14 protein-coding genes and 2 pseudogenes are annotated in these 14,504 nt (G+C 64.6%); 8 read left to right on the forward strand and 8 right to left on the reverse strand.

Features of this window, described 5'->3' with window-relative positions; all coding sequences use genetic code 11:
• Positions 1–262: 262 nt before the first annotated feature.
• Both HMPREF2791_RS04180 and HMPREF2791_RS04185 read right to left on the reverse strand, forming a co-directional pair.
• On the reverse strand, positions 263–1,213 hold the full coding sequence (locus tag HMPREF2791_RS04180; RefSeq protein WP_070844516.1) for a PspA/IM30 family protein: 951 nt from the start codon (positions 1,211–1,213) through the stop codon (positions 263–265).
• A gap of 88 nt (positions 1,214–1,301) precedes the next feature.
• The gene (locus tag HMPREF2791_RS04185; protein ID WP_070472151.1) at positions 1,302–1,673 is read right to left on the reverse strand and encodes a thioredoxin family protein; all 372 of its coding nucleotides are present in this window, start codon (positions 1,671–1,673) and stop codon (positions 1,302–1,304) included.
• A 121-nt stretch (positions 1,674–1,794) separates the two neighbouring features.
• On the opposite strand from HMPREF2791_RS04185, the gene HMPREF2791_RS04190 reads away from it, so the two are divergent.
• The 4 genes from HMPREF2791_RS04190 to HMPREF2791_RS04205 are packed head-to-tail and all read left to right on the forward strand — an operon-like array spanning position 1,795 to position 5,849.
• The gene (locus tag HMPREF2791_RS04190; RefSeq protein WP_070472153.1) at positions 1,795–1,995 is read left to right on the forward strand and encodes a heavy-metal-associated domain-containing protein; all 201 of its coding nucleotides are present in this window, start codon (positions 1,795–1,797) and stop codon (positions 1,993–1,995) included.
• Between the two features lie 12 nt (positions 1,996–2,007).
• On the forward strand, positions 2,008–2,208 hold the full coding sequence (locus HMPREF2791_RS04195; RefSeq protein ID WP_070472157.1) for a heavy-metal-associated domain-containing protein: 201 nt from the start codon (positions 2,008–2,010) through the stop codon (positions 2,206–2,208).
• Between the two features lie 21 nt (positions 2,209–2,229).
• A complete protein-coding gene (locus HMPREF2791_RS04200) occupies positions 2,230–4,494 on the forward strand; it encodes a heavy metal translocating P-type ATPase (protein ID WP_070844517.1) in 2,265 nt (754 codons plus the stop codon).
• Positions 4,495–4,535: 41 nt separating this feature from the next.
• Positions 4,536–5,849 (forward strand): MFS transporter, encoded by a 1,314-nt coding sequence (locus HMPREF2791_RS04205; RefSeq protein ID WP_070844518.1) that lies wholly within the window; start codon positions 4,536–4,538, stop codon positions 5,847–5,849.
• Between the two features lie 18 nt (positions 5,850–5,867).
• On the opposite strand, the gene HMPREF2791_RS04210 is transcribed toward HMPREF2791_RS04205, so the two are convergent.
• Both HMPREF2791_RS04210 and dnaB read right to left on the reverse strand, forming a co-directional pair.
• Positions 5,868–6,056, reverse strand: coding sequence for a hypothetical protein (locus tag HMPREF2791_RS04210; protein ID WP_070844554.1), 189 nt, complete (start codon positions 6,054–6,056; stop codon positions 5,868–5,870).
• Positions 6,057–6,162: 106 nt separating this feature from the next.
• Positions 6,163–7,680 (reverse strand): replicative DNA helicase, encoded by a 1,518-nt coding sequence (gene dnaB, locus HMPREF2791_RS04215; protein WP_070844519.1) that lies wholly within the window; start codon positions 7,678–7,680, stop codon positions 6,163–6,165.
• Positions 7,681–8,063: 383 nt separating this feature from the next.
• Between dnaB and HMPREF2791_RS04220 the strand changes: the two genes are divergently transcribed.
• Positions 8,064–8,483, forward strand: a complete 420-nt coding sequence (locus HMPREF2791_RS04220; protein WP_141764910.1) for a hypothetical protein — start codon at positions 8,064–8,066, stop codon at positions 8,481–8,483.
• Here HMPREF2791_RS04220 and HMPREF2791_RS04225 read toward each other — a convergent pair.
• Positions 8,454–10,514 (reverse strand): RecQ family ATP-dependent DNA helicase, encoded by a 2,061-nt coding sequence (locus tag HMPREF2791_RS04225; protein ID WP_070844521.1) that lies wholly within the window; start codon positions 10,512–10,514, stop codon positions 8,454–8,456. The two genes, HMPREF2791_RS04220 and HMPREF2791_RS04225, sit on opposite strands and share 30 nt — an antisense overlap.
• Positions 10,515–10,557: 43 nt before the next feature.
• Positions 10,558–10,743: a hypothetical protein gene (locus tag HMPREF2791_RS04230; protein WP_070844522.1), complete on the reverse strand. Its 186-nt coding sequence runs from the start codon at positions 10,741–10,743 to the stop codon at positions 10,558–10,560.
• A gap of 71 nt (positions 10,744–10,814) precedes the next feature.
• On the opposite strand from HMPREF2791_RS04230, the pseudogene HMPREF2791_RS11535 reads away from it, so the two are divergent.
• Positions 10,815–11,003, forward strand: a pseudogene (locus HMPREF2791_RS11535) (replication initiation protein); the annotation flags it as partial.
• A 220-nt stretch (positions 11,004–11,223) separates the two neighbouring features.
• Positions 11,224–11,358, forward strand: a pseudogene (locus HMPREF2791_RS11775) (IS6 family transposase); the annotation flags it as partial.
• Positions 11,359–11,477: 119 nt separating this feature from the next.
• Here HMPREF2791_RS11775 and HMPREF2791_RS04240 read toward each other — a convergent pair.
• Both HMPREF2791_RS04240 and HMPREF2791_RS12365 read right to left on the reverse strand, forming a co-directional pair.
• A complete protein-coding gene (locus tag HMPREF2791_RS04240) occupies positions 11,478–12,758 on the reverse strand; it encodes a serine hydrolase (protein ID WP_083327891.1) in 1,281 nt (426 codons plus the stop codon).
• Between the two features lie 291 nt (positions 12,759–13,049).
• A complete protein-coding gene (locus tag HMPREF2791_RS12365; RefSeq protein WP_083327893.1) occupies positions 13,050–13,430 on the reverse strand; it encodes a replication initiation protein in 381 nt (126 codons plus the stop codon).
• Positions 13,431–13,599: 169 nt separating this feature from the next.
• On the opposite strand from HMPREF2791_RS12365, the gene HMPREF2791_RS04250 reads away from it, so the two are divergent.
• Positions 13,600–14,310: an IS6 family transposase gene (locus HMPREF2791_RS04250; protein WP_070844524.1), complete on the forward strand. Its 711-nt coding sequence runs from the start codon at positions 13,600–13,602 to the stop codon at positions 14,308–14,310.
• Positions 14,311–14,504 lie beyond the last annotated feature (194 nt).

Consider the following 14,504-nt stretch of genomic DNA (forward strand, 5'->3'; position numbering starts at 1 on the left):
CGTTACACCACACTAAGGGACGCAACCCACGCTGCCTCACCTCCGGTGGATAACTCATCCTCGAACTCCGATCCCGACAACCGGTGGTTCACAGGAAGTCCGCACAGCCGATCTGCTCCCGGCGAGTGAACTATTCTGCACCGACCAACGCGGCCCGACATTTCGCGGCGGAATCTGTCAGGCGGCCCCTCGACGCCCAGTTCAGTACAAACGGCCGCCGGAATCTGTCAGGCGGCCGTTTGTGATCTGCTAGTTGAAGAGGCTAGTCCTCGTCGCGCATGTACTTCTCGGCGTCGGCGAGGATGTCGTCGGTGTTGGCGGCGTCCGGGGCATCGGCGGCGACGCGGCGGGAGCTACCGGACGGCTTCTGCTCGGCGGCCGGATCGGAGACGTCTTCCTGGGCGGTCTCGCCCTGCGAACCCTCGCCCTCGCCGGAGCCCGCCTCAAGCTGGCGGTCCGCGTCATCGTCACCGGCACCGGAGCCGGCCTCGAGCTCGCCGGACATGGACGCGCGGATCTGGTCCAGGCGGCTGGCGGCGGCAGCGTCGGTGGAGCCGGACTCGATTTCGGCCATGCGGTCGGTCATGGAGTCCTTCATCAGCTCCTGCTGGCCCAGGGCGTTGGCGTAGCGGCGCTCAATCTTGTCGCGCACACCGTCGAGGGTGGGCACGTTGTCGTCGTTGAACTGGTTCATCGAGTCCATGGTCTTGGCCGTCTGCTCCTGCATGCGGGCCTGGTTGAGCTGGGACTCGAGCTGGGAAACCTGGGAGAGCTGCTCCTTCAGGTTCGCCTCGGACTGCTGCTGCTTCTGCTGCGCTTCCTTGGCGGCGTGGTCGGCGGCGGCGTAGGCCTGCTTGGTCTGCTCGAGCTCCTGCTCCACGGACACCAGCTGGGTGGCGATGACCTCAGCGGCGTTGTTGAACTGCTGGGACTTCTCAGCGTCGCCGGCCGCGTTTGCCTTCTCGGCGGCCTGCAGGGCGGTGCGCGCCTTGTTCTGCAGGTCCTCCTGGGACTTGATCAGGCGATCCATCTTCATCTGCAGCTGGTTGCGGTTGCCGATGATGTTGGCTGCGTGCTCGGAGATTGCCTTGTGCTGTTCCTTCGCAGCTGCGACGGCCTGCTGGATCTGCACCTTCGGGTCTGCGTTCTGGTCGATCTTGGTGTCGAACGACTGCATGAGGTACTTCCAGCCCTTGCTAAACGGGTTCGCCATTGGAGTGTCCTTCCGGTGGTGGGATTCGTCGTGAGGCAAGTGTACGTATGAAAAAAGCGCCCGTCTTGCGGGCGCTGAATACAAAGGCTTACTGCTCGGAGGCGTTCTGCTCCGCAATCTGGCGGCGGACGTCGTCCATGTCCAAGTCCTTGACCTGCTGGACAAGGTCGTCGAACGCGGCCGGCGGCAGTGCGCCAGCGTTCTGGTAGATCAGGATGCCGTCGCGGAACGCCATCAGCGTCGGGATCGCCTGGATCTCCAGGGCGGACGCGAGCTGCTGGTTCGCCTCGGTGTCGAGCTTGGCAAAGGTGACGTCGGTGTGCTTCTCAGAGGCCTTCTCGTACGTCGGCGCAAACTGCTTGCACGGGCCGCACCAGTCTGCCCATGCGTCGACGAAGACGATGCCGTCCTGGGTAACGGTGTCCTGGAAAGTGTCCTCGGTTACATCGATCGTGCTCAAAGTACACTCCTTAAAGCTTTTGGTTATTGTTGTAGAGATTGCAACGGGTACAACCCTAACAATGCCCGAGCTATTCCAGGCCGGGCTGGAACGAGTGGAAATCAGGAGGCGTGCAGCAGCCATGACGAAGACGTACCGGATCTCGGGCCCGAAGGACGAAGTCGCGGTCGATTCGCTCAAAGACGAGCTGTCGCTGGTGGACGGCACCCACGAGGTGGATGTGGACCTCGAGGCCGGGCACCTCACCGTTGTCGGATTCACCTTTGCCGACGAGGATATTGTGCAGGCGGCGAAAAACGCCGGCTACGTTATCGAGATATAAGGAGGACACACCATGGCTGGACGCGAGTTCAACGTTGAGGGCATGACCTGCGGGCACTGCGAGATGAGCGTGCAGGAGGAGATCTCCGAGGTCGCGGGCGTGACCGCTGTGAAGGCGGACCACACCACCGGAACGGTCACTGTCGAGGGGGACGGCTTCTCAACCGACGACATTGCGGCCGCGGTGAAGGAAGCCGGTTACACACTGGCCTAAACCAGGCCTAAGGTGGGGGTTATGACTGAAACCCCCACAGCATTGCAGCACGTCGAGCTGGGCGTGACGGGGATGACCTGCTCGTCGTGCTCTTCGCGCGTGCAGCGCAAATTGAACAAGCTCGACGGCGTGGACGCCACGGTGAACTACTCCACCGAAACCGCCGCCGTCGAATTCGATCCGGCGAAGACGTCGTCGCAATTGCTTATCGACGAAGTGCGCTCCGCCGGGTACGACGCGTTTGAAATGACTGATGACGCGGTCGGGGGTGAAGCGGCGGCCAAGGGGGCGTCGACAAGCGAGAAGCTCGAGGATGCCCGCCTGGAGGAAGCCGAAAAGCTGAAACGCACCACGATTTGGGCGGCGCTGGTGTCGCTGCCGGTGATGCTGGTGAGCATGGTGCCGGCGCTGCAGTTCACCAACTGGCAGTGGGCGGCGTTCGCGGCGGCGACGCTGGTGTTTTTCGCCGCGGGCAGCGTGTTTCACCGCGCGACCTGGGTGAACCTGAAGCACGGCGCGGCGACGATGGACACGCTGATCACGCTGGGCACGTCCGCGGCGTACCTGTGGTCCGTGTGGGCGCTGTTTTTCGGCAACGCGGGCGAGCCGGGGATGGTCATGGAGATGTCCATCTTCCCGTCGCACGCCGGCATGGACGAGATCTACCTCGAGTCCGTGTGCGTGGTGATTACGTTCCTGCTGCTAGGCAGGTGGTTTGAAACGCGGGCGAAGGGGCAGTCCTCGGAGGCGCTGCGCGAGCTTTTGGACATGGGCGCCAAGGACGCCGCCGTGATCCGGGGCGGCAAGGAAGTGCGCGTGCCGATTGCCCAGGTGGCGGTTGGCGACAGGTTCATCGTGCGCCCGGGCGAAAAGATCGCCACGGACGGTCGCGTGGTGTCCGGGCACTCGGCGGTGGACGAATCGATGCTCACCGGCGAGTCCGTGCCCGTGGAGGTCTCGGAAGGCTCCGCGGTCACCGGCGCGACGCTGAACACCTCCGGGCGCCTGGTGGTGGAGGCCACCCGTGTCGGCGCCGAGACCACGCTCGCGCAGATGGGCAAGTTGGTGCGCGACGCCCAGGCCGGCAAGGCGCCGGTGGAGCGGCTGGTGGACAAGATCTCGCAGGTCTTCGTACCGGTTGTGGTGCTGGTTGCGCTGGTGACGCTGGCCGGGCACCTGCTGGTCGGCCACAGCGTTGCCCACGCGTTTACCGCGGCGGTGGCGGTGCTGATCATCGCCTGCCCGTGCGCGCTGGGCCTTGCCACCCCGACCGCGATCCTGGTGGGCACCGGCCGCGGCGCCCAGCTGGGGCTGTTGATCAAGGGCCCTGAGGTGCTCGAATCCACCCGCCAGGTGGACACGGTGGTCATGGACAAAACCGGCACGATCACCTCGGGCGAAATGGGGGTTGCGGACGTAGTCGCAGCTGACGGCTTCTCCGCCGACGAGGTGCTGCGCCTCGCCGCCGGCGTGGAGGCCGGCTCCGAGCACCCGATCGCCCGCGCGATCGTGGAGGAGGTCAGCGAGGTGCCGGCCTCGGAGAACTTCCAGAATGAGGTGGGCAAGGGAGCGTCCGCGCGTATCGACGGCCGCTCGGTCCGCGTCGGCCGCCCGTCCGTGCCGCTTGGCAGGCTGGCCAGCGCCTTCGAGGACGCTGAGCGCGCCGGGGCAACACCGGTGGCGGTTGAGGTGGACGGCGCCCTGGCCGGGCTCGTGGCTGTGCGCGACACCGTGAAGGCGGATTCCGCCGACGCCGTGGCGCAGCTGCGGGAGCTGGGGCTGACACCTCACCTGCTCACTGGCGACAACGCCGGCGCAGCCCAGGCCGTCGCGGCGGAGGTGGGCATCGACCCGGCCAACGTCACCGCAGGAGTCCTGCCAGAGGACAAGGTGGAGGTGGTCAAGCGCCTGCAGGCCGAGGGCAAGCGCGTGGCCATGGTCGGCGACGGGGTCAACGACGCCGCCGCACTCGCCCAGGCGGACCTGGGCTTGGCCATGGGCGCGGGCACGGACGTGGCCATCGAGGCCGCGGACATCGCGCTGATGCGCAACTCGCTGACCTCCGCGGCGGACGCCATCAGGTTGTCGCGCAAGACCCTGAAGACGATCAAGGGCAACCTGTTCTGGGCGTTCGCCTACAACGTCATCCTCATCCCGGTGGCCGCGCTGGGCTTCCTCAATCCGATGCTCGCCGGCATCGCGATGGCGTTCAGCTCGGTGTTCGTGGTGTCGAACTCGCTGCGGCTGCGGGCGTTTAACTCTGTGTCGTCGGGCGCAGGTGAATAAAAACTGTCAACGCGCGGAAGAGCGCGTCCTACACTCCCCGCATGAACTCTTCTGCGCAGCTCACTCGTACTGAGCGCCTGGACCGCCTGCCGGTCACCCCGAAGCACAAGCGCCTGCTGGTCGGCTCCGGCATCGGCTGGGCCCTCGACGCGATGGATATCGGCCTGGTGTCCTTCATCCTCGCCGCGCTGGCAGTGCAGTGGAACTTGAACAACACCACGACCGGCTGGATCGCCTCGATCGGATTCGTCGGCATGGCCATCGGCGCAAGTTTGGGTGGCCTGCTCGCCGACAAGATCGGCCGCCGCCAAGTCTTCGCCGCAACACTTCTGCTCTACGGGCTGGCCACGGGCGCCTCAGCACTAGCGTGGTCCGTGGCGTCGCTGATGGTGTTCCGCTTCCTGGTGGGCCTCGGCCTCGGCGCGGAGCTGCCGGTAGCCTCCACACTGGTCAGCGAGTTTTCCCCGCGCAAGGTGCGGGGCCGCATGGTCGTGCTCCTGGAGGCGTTTTGGGCCGTGGGCTGGATCATGGCCGCCGTCATCGGCACTTTCGTGGTGGCGCAGAGCGACAACGGCTGGCGCTGGGGCTTCGCGCTCGGCGCGGTGCCCGCACTGTACGCCATCTACGTACGCATGGGGCTGCCGGAATCCGTGCGCTTCCTCGAATCAGTGGGCCGGCACGACGAGGCCGAACAGATCGTCCGCGAGTTCGAGGCCGAGGCCGACCCCGCGCAGTACGACACTGCCGCGCCAGCCCAGGAACACCCCGTCGATGGCGGCATCTGGGGCCCGGCGCTGCGCGGGCGCACCGCCGCATTTTGGACGATCTGGTTCTGCGTGTCGCTGTCCTACTACGGCGCGTTTATCTGGATCCCGTCCCTGCTGGTGGAGCAGGGTTTTTCGCTGGTGCGCTCGTTCACGTTCACGCTGATCATCACCCTCGCACAGCTGCCCGGTTACGCAGCAGCCGCCTGGCTCATCGAACGGTGGGGCCGCCGCGTCACCCTCGCGACCTTCCTCGCAGGCTCGGCGCTCGCAGCGTTCGCATACGGCATGGCCAGCACCGAGTGGCAGATCATCGCCGCGGGCTGCCTGCTCAGCTTCTTCAACCTCGGAGCCTGGGGCGCGCTGTACGCGATCGGCCCGGAGCTCTACCCCACCGCCATTCGCGCCACCGGAACGGGCGCGGGCGCGGCGTTCGGGCGCATCGGCTCAATTCTCGCGCCGCTTGTGGTTCCGCCGGTGCTCGCCTTCGGCGGCTCGACGGCGGTGTTCGGCGTGTTCGCCGCCGCCTTCGCGCTGGCCTGCGCGGCGGCGTTTACGCTGCCTGAGCAGCGTGGGGTGGCGATTGCGTAGTTCAGGCGGAGCCCGTCGCTAAGCAAAGAAGCGCGTGATGCGCGACAGCAGCGACTTGTCCTCCGTCGCCTTGTCGATCTCCTCGATGTTGCGCGGCAGGTTGAGCAGGAGCGTGTTCTCCCCCGTCTTGGCGACGGTAATGCTCGGGTCGAGCTTGGCCACCGTGCTCGCGCAGGCGGCGGGGCCGTTCATGGAACGCACGGTCATGGCTTTCTCCTTTGCAGCTTTTGCGTTGTGCTGTTGAAGCATAAACGCGTTTCCGCAGCGTGTCACCGTTGGAAAGCCATGCCTAACTGTTCATAGGGCAGGTTAACTAGCCGTGCGCCATGTTGACGAAGCGCGAGTAGTGCAGCTGGTGCGCCACCGGAATGGTGTCGATCGGGCCGCCGCGGTGCTTCGCCACGATGATGTCGGCCTCGCCCGCGCGCTCGTCGTCGCGGTCCTGCGAGTCCGGGCGGTAGAGCAGAAACACCATGTCGGCGTCCTGCTCCAGCGAGCCTGACTCACGCAGGTCAGCCAGCTGCGGGCGCTTGTCGGTGCGGGCCTCCGGGCCACGGTTGAGCTGAGAGATGGCGATCACCGGCACCTCGAGCTCTTTGGCGAGCAGCTTCAGGTGGCGGGAGAACTCCGAGACCTCCTGCTGGCGCGACTCGACCTTCTTGCCGGAGCTCATCAGCTGCAGGTAGTCCACCACAATCAGGTCCAGGCCGTGCTGCTGCTTCAGGCGGCGCGCCTTGGAGCGGATTTCCATCATGGTGAGGTTCGGCGAGTCGTCGATAAACAGCGGCGCGTCCTGAATCTCGGTGAGGCGGTGGGTGAGCTTCTCCCAATCACGCTCCTCCATCTGGCCCGAGCGCATCGCCGAGAGCTTGATCTCCGTCTCCGCGGACAGCATGCGCATGATGATCTCGGAGGCGCTCATCTCCAGCGAGAAGATCACGGACGTCTTGTTCTGGTGGATCGAGCACGAGCGCATGAAGTCCAGCGCGAGCGTGGATTTACCCACACCGGGACGCGCCGCGATGATGATCATTTGGCCAGCGTGCAGGCCGTTGGTGAGCTTGTCCAGGTCGATGAACCCGGTGGGCACGCCCGCCTCGAGCGCGCCGCCGGAGGCGATCATGGTCAGCTCGTCAATAGTGGGCTTGAGCAGTTCCGACAGCGGGCGGTAGTCCTCGCCCGACTGGTTGCGGGTGATGTTGAAGACCTTCTGCTGGGCGTGGTCGACGATCGCGTCGACCTCCATGCCCTCCTCGCCCTCGTAGCCGAGCTGCACCACCTGCGTGCCGGCGTTGACCAGCTGGCGCAGGATAGACTTTTCCTCGACGATCTCCGCGTAGTAGCGCGCGTTCGCCGCCGTGGGGACTTCGGAGATCAGCGTGTGCAGGTACGGCGCGCCGCCGACGCGCTCGAGCGCGTTGATGCGGTCCAGCCGCCCCGCGACAATGAGCACGTCGACGTTGCTGCCCTGCGCGAACAGGTCCAGGATGGCCTGGTAGATCAGCTGGTGCGCCGGGAAGTAGAAGTCGTCCGGGCGCAGGCTTTCCGCCACATCCAAGATGACATCCGGGTTGAGCAGCATCGCGCCGATGACGGAGCGCTCCGCCAGCTCGTCGTGCGGCGGGGTGCGGTATTCCTGCAGCTCGTTGCTGCCACGGTTGAAGTTGGAGTAGCGGTTGCTTTTCGACGAGCTGCCGCCCCGCCCGCCGCGCCCCTTCGAGCTGCCATTGTTGCCTTGGAACGCCTCAAAGTCGAAGTCGCTGAAGTCCCCGAAATCCGTGGCTGGCTCTGGCGGCGGCACGTAGTCGTCGAAGCTGTCGTCTGCACCCATGGTTTCCCCTTTCGCTGTGTGTATGAGACTACCCCGTAACGCAAACCGCAAACCGAGTTATCCACAGGGGCTGTGAACAATTGGGAAATGTGCGGGTGAGTTTTCCACAGGGGCGAGGTTTGCGGTGTGGAATTTGTGTGAATTCAGCTTCTTGAGCCCCTAGACAAGAACCCGTTACCCCTGGTTAGGCTGTATATTTTCACACCAGTAGATAGTGACGATATAGGTGGATAACTCGGTTGACCACGGCGTTTGACAACCACGAAATGTCCACTCGAGTGGACAACCTAGCCCCTACCCAGGCTGTATAACTGACCACTTATCCACACTGCTTTACGTCTTCCGTCAGCACGCCTCCAGAGCACTTTCCTATGCTCTTCACCGTGTCTCCTCGAAGCATTCTCTGGGCGTATCTCGCTTCCGTGGTAGCCGTGCCGGCCGCGTTTGTCGCGGGGATCGGACTCGCCGGTGACAGGCTCACCCACGCCACAACATGTCTCATCGGGATCGGCGTTGTCGTTCTGACAAGCGTGGGCTCTGTCGGCTGGGCGGCCGCATACACCCGCGCAACCCGCGCGCAGCGCGGTACCACCGTGGCCGTCTGGATCGCCACTGCCTGCCTACTTGTGGGCCTGGGCTCCACCGGCCACGTCTTTTGGGAGGAGTACCAGGCGGGCATGTCGCTGCCGGTCATCAACCTGTTTCTGTACCTCATCCCTCTCGGCTTACTCATCCTGCTCGGCTCGGCCGTTGCGCAGACAGCAGCGAGGACGTCACGCGCGCGAGGCGAACGTCAGCGGTAGCACCTCCACACCGAATCGCTCGGCGATATCGGCTGCGGCAACGGTGACCGACCAGCCGGAATCCACCTCGCCGGCAAGCAGCAACACCGGGCCCTCGCCCACGTCGAGCCCCGAGTAGTCGAAGTACCGGTCCAGCGCATTGACGCGGAAGGCGGAGTTACGCGCCTGAACCTCGGTCTCCCCGGCGCGCACTGCCCCGCCGTAGGACATCTGTCCGACGCGGGCGAGCGCCTCCGCGGTGGAGGCGACCATCTCCGCCCTCGCCGGATCCGCCGACCCGAGCGCGATCACCGTCGCAGGGCGTGTGTCCCAGTCCCAGTCCGCCAGCACCGCCACGAAGCGGGTGAGCCACTGGTCGTCGCGCCAGTTCGTGGCGGGACGGTAGGCGTTGTCGCGCAGAAGCTGAGCCAGGGCGGGGCCGCGGGCGACGTCGTTGAGTCGGCCGAGCGCCTTGCCCGCCTGAACGCCCTTGATTTTGCCGCGTCGGGCGGAGCCCGTCGGCCACATCTTGCGCTGGCTGAGTGGCACACCGGGGGCTTTCAGGCGGGCGTCTATGCGCTCGGCGAGCGCCGGATCCACGTCCGTGGGTAGGTGGTTGCCTGTGCAGTTGTCGCAGCGCCCGCAGCGCTCCCCCTGCCCGATCGTTGGATCGTCCAGCTCGCTGCGCAAAAACACCATGCGGCAGGCGTCCGTGGTCTCGTAGGCCAGCATGAGGTTCTGTTCGCGCCCGCGGGCGTCCGCCAGGCCGTCGTAGCGCTTGTGGTCATAGGCCCAGGGCTCGCCAGTGACAACCCAGCCGCCTTTGACGCGGCGCACCGCGCCGTCGACGTCGAGCACCTTCAGCGCCTGATCGATGCGCGAGCGCGACAAATCCACGGCGTTTTCCAGCTTCGGGGTGGACACCGGCTCCTCACCGAGCGCCCCCAGCAGCTGCTTAACCACTGGCTCCTCCGGCATGGACACGGACGCGAAGTACTCCCACACGCGCTGGTCTTCCGGGCCGGGCAACAGCACCACCTCGGCGTGGTCGGTGGCGCGCCCGGCGCGGCCGATCTGCTGGTAGTAGCTCACCGGCGAGCTCGGCGCGCCTAGGTGCACCACGAAACCGAGGTCCGGCTTGTCAAACCCCATGCCGAGCGCCGAGGTGGCCACCAGGGCTTTCAACTCGTTGTTAATCAGCGCCTGCTCGAGGCGCTCGCGTTCCTCCGCCTCGGTACGGCCGGTGTAGGCGGCCACGTTCCAACCGGCGGTCTCCAGCGCCTCCGCCAGGTCGTGCGCGGCGGCCACGGTGAGGCAGTAAATGATGCCGGAGCCTTCCACCTGCGCCAGGTACTGCGCGATCCAAGCGGCGCGCTGGGTGGGGTCGCTCAAACGCACCACGTTCAGTGACAGGGATTCGCGGTCCAGCCCGCCGCGGAGCACGCCGGTGCCCTCCCCGAGCTGAGCGACCACGTCGGCCACCACGCGGTCGTTCGCCGTCGCGGTGGTGGCGAGGACGGGGGTGTTCGCCGGCAGGTCGCTGATGAGCAACGCAATGCGCCGGTAATCCGGCCTGAAATCGTGCCCCCAGTCGGAGATGCAGTGGGCCTCGTCCACAACCAGCATGCCCACGGACCGCGCGAGCTGCGGCAGCACCTCCTCGCGGAAACCCGGGGCGTTGAGGCGTTCCGGGCTGATCAGGAGCAGGTCCAGGTCGTCGACGCCCGCCTGGATCTCCTCCCACTGCGTCATGTTTGCGGAGTTGATCGTGGCCGCCCGGATGCCGGCGCGTGCGGCCGCTTCGACCTGGTTGCGCATCAGCGCGAGCAGGGGCGAGACGATGATGGATGGGCCTTCGCCCGCCTCGCGCAACAGCTTCGCGGCGATGAAGTACACCGCCGATTTCCCCCAACCCGTGCGTTGCACCACCAGCATGCGTTTGCGCTGGTTGACAAGGGAATCGATGGCCGTCCACTGGTCGTCGCGCAGCGAGGCGAGGGGCCCCGCGATGCCCTTGAGAAGTTCGTCCGCTTGTTCGCGTGTCGCTGTCATGGCGCACACCGTATAACACCACCCCGACACGAACGTTCGAACGCTACACTAGCTCCCCTTCCGCCCAGTCCGCCATGTACTCCGCGATCCCGTGCGGATCCGCCAGGAAGTCGCGCATGGCCCGGAACGCGAGGGTGTCCTCCACCATCAGGTGGCGCTCCATGCCGTGCTCGCTGATCTCTATTATCTCCGCAACCGGTATCCCCAGCCCGGCAGTCAGGGAGGCCACCCATCAACCTGTCCGAGGAGTTACGGGGCAAACTCCTCCAGCTCGTCACCCGCAGTCTCGGGCCGGCCTGGGTGGGCATCAACCGCTTAAGCGGCAAAGCGCAGTGTTTTTGGCTGATTGAACCTGTCTACGCGGACAAGGACGGGAAATCGCCCAACACGGCGCTTCTGGCGGCGACAAGCCGGACCCTGGGCGGGTTTTTGGACCACGACCCGAACTTCGCCCACCGGTTCAGCCGCAGCCCCTTCTACACGGGTGATAGCCCAGATCGCTATATCTGGTACCGGCAGCATCACCGTATTGACCGGTTGTCCGACTTCATCAGGGAGGTGCGCGAGGTAGCCGACGAGCCCCAACACGTCTCCCCCGCCAGGAGTTCTCCAGGGGAGCCCGGGCGGGGCCGCCCGGGTGTTACTCGATACCCACCCGGGCGTTACCCGATACTCACCACACCGTTACTAAACACGTGGTCTAAACACTCGGACGTCTGCCTACCGGACGTTGAAAGGGATGGAAGCGATGCATTCATTACGGAAAGGCCAGGGCACGATGTTTGCCTACGGGCACCCGAACCCAGACGCGGTGATCGTCAGCCGGATATTCGAGACAGCTTAAGCACCCCGGAGCAAGGACAACTAATGTCTTGAGGTTGGGCTTTTCGACCCTAGCCCAACTTTGCAACAGCACCCACTGCACTACCGAGGCCCCGGCAGTACCGTGTATGTGCGAACACGTCAGCTGCTCAGCAACAATGTCTCGCCGATCTCGTCGAGGGCGAGGGTTGTGGCTCCGACGAGGAAGAGCGCGTGATCTTGCTCGCGATCAAAGCCGATCCAGCTCGAGAATCCTCCGGTACGTCCGTTATGCCAGGTGATGGTTTGTCCCTCGATTCGAGAGGTCATCCATCCCGCGCCCACGCGGTCTGCCCCGTCAGTCGAGAAGGCAGCGACTGGGTTAAGAGCGGCGGCGCCCGGTGCGAGACCGGTCAACAGCGCCCGCGCAACTTTCGCCATGCTCTTCACGTCAGTTCGAATACCACCGGCAGGCGCATATTGCAGATCGGTCCATGCCTGCTGCGGCCGCCCGTTTTTGTCTTTGCCCTGTACGGCTTGCTCATCCAGTGCCGCTTGGCCCTCTGCTGGTATGTAGAAGCGTCCCAGCTCGAGGGGTCTCGCAATGCGCTCCCGCAGCAGTTCGGCATAGTCCATTCCGGCAGCGGCAGCGAGCGCGTGGCCGAGGGCCGCAAACCCCAGATTTGAGTAAGCAGGCTCCTTCGCTCCGATCGGCACACGGCGCAGATCTTCAACAAGGTGGACGAGGGTCCTCCCGTCGAAGGGATTCCTTGCCTGGATCGTCCTGATGATGATGCGAGCTATATCTGTCATCCCCATCGGTTGTGCTGGCAGGCCTGACCTGTGCTGGGACAACTCTTCTAACGTGATGCCTGCCGCGCCGAAGCCCTGCAGCTCGAACAGTTCACCGAGCGTCGTTGTCGGAAGAACCTCTTCGCGTTCGATGGCATCGAGATAGAGCATCCCCGTGATGCCCTTATTGATTGATCCAATTTCAAATGTCGCGGCCAGCGGGGCGCCGACGGTCGCGATTCGAGAACCGCTCCGTGTCACCGAAGCGATCCCCAGGGCGTGGACGCCTCTGGTGGGCAGAAGCTCCAGCACTTGTGCGGCGAGGGCGTCGTCACCATAAACAGTCTGAAGCGGCGAGCTTGAGCACTTCCTCGGCGCTTCAGACTGTTTGCGGTGCTCATGCAAGAGGTGACCGACGGTGCCCGTGCTCACGCCCATTTCGTCGGCTATCTCTCGGTAGGACTTGCCCTCGGCTCGGAGGGCGGCCGCGCGCTCCCTGCGAGCGGCCTCTCGCTCGATCACCGCACTGCGCGGTTCTGCTCGTAGGCGCCGGACGTTTCGCGCGGACATGCCCAGCAGCTCCGCTGCCTCGGCGGCGGTAAGTGGCCGGCCATTCTTGTCGAAGCGTGGCCGGGAGTCCCGAGCACTCATCCGAATACCTCCGTTATCTGGGCCTCGCGCGCCTGTCGGCGCTTCTCGCCCGACTTGATCCCGCCTATTCTACCCCGTTTTGCTTGGTACTCGGACTTGCTAATGAAGTTCCTGCGAGTCCAACGTGCGATGGATGACGCCGTGGACTGCACCTCGGAGAACGGCAATGGCCCCCCGAGGGCATCGTCAAAGGAACGGTGCACTTGGTGGCAGTGCTGAACGACGATCCGGTGCCAATCGTCCATCGGTATAGCGGGATCATGTAGGCCATAGACCTCCCGATGCGCAGCATCAAACATCGCGCAGTTGCGACCTAGACCGCTGGATCGTTCCCAACTCGCGCAGTCCGTACGCGCGATCTGTACCCCAGATAACGTCAGCATCTTCGTGCAGAGGGTTCCGGGTCAACAGTCCGGTGTACGCCGGGTCTCCGTCGAGGGACCGGCGCAGCCCCTCAGTCACTCGGGCGAGATAACGCAGCGGATCGACTCGACCAGCGTCCGTCCGGCAGACCGGGGCGTTGAGCCACCACCCGACGTGCCCGTGCCCCTTGTTGCCCTCCACGACCCAAGACGGCATTGGGTGTTCGCTTGGGCGCTCAAAGGCCCTCAGAACGGTGTCTGGCCGGTCTACGTCGATCACTACGGAGCTACGAGGGCGCGCGGGCTGGATTCGACGTACTGTCGTGTGAGAGCGCGTTCCCGGCGCTCACGCCACACGCCCAGATCGAGGTCATCGGTCGCAAGCGGATACCGAGACAAGTAACGCTCACGCCATTGGTCGGGCGGGTGCTGTTGCAAAGTTGGGGCAGTAGGAAGATTGACGTGAAATAATCACGGCCATGGGCATCTTCTCCGGTCGTCACTTCCCCCGTGACATCATCCTGGGGGCGGTGCGGTGGTACTGCCGCTACGGCGTGAGCTACCGCGACCTCGAAGAGATGATGACCGAGCGAGGTGTGCCAGTCGATCACACCACGATCTACCGCTGGGTGCAGAAATACGCCCCTGATCTGGATAAGCACACTCGGTGGTACCGGCAGGTGCCCGACTGGCAGGCCCGGTCCTGGCGGGTGGATGAGACCTATATTCGGGTCGGCGGCACGTGGTGCTATCTCTACCGGGCTATTACCGCCGGTGGGCAGACCTTAGACTTCTACCTCTCACCAAAACAGAATGTGGCTGCGGCCAAGCGTTTCCTGGCCAAGACCCTGCGATCGACTACGACAGCCGGGTCCCCGCGGGTAATTAATACAGATAAGGCACCCTCCCTGGCCAAGGCGATCTCCGAGCTGAAGGCGGAGGGAATCTGCCCTCAGACGGTGGAGCACCGTCAGGTGAAATACCTGAACAACGTTCTCGAGGGAGATCATGGCCGGTTGAAACGAATCCTGGGACCGAAGGGGGCGTTCAAAAATCGGACGTCTGCCTACCGGACGTTGAAAGGGATGGAAGCGATGCATTCATTACGGAAAGGCCAGGGCACGATGTTTGCTTATGGGCACCCCAATCCGGACGCGGTGATCGTCAACCGGGTCTTCGAGACGGCCTGAGAACGCCGGCACGCAGCGGCCATCAGGAGATGAGAAACTGGGTCGTCTCGGTTCTCCGCCCAACTTTGCAACAGCACCCACGATGCTCTGGATCGTGAGGTGGATAAGGCAATGGGGGCTGGGCGAAAGCTCACCACGGAGCGCCAACGCCAAGAGATTCTGTTTGACAACTATGCGCGTCTTATAAAAGGTTA

The organism is Corynebacterium sp. HMSC034A01 (assembly GCF_001838175.1).
In the GTDB taxonomy this organism is placed as follows: domain Bacteria; phylum Actinomycetota; class Actinomycetes; order Mycobacteriales; family Mycobacteriaceae; genus Corynebacterium.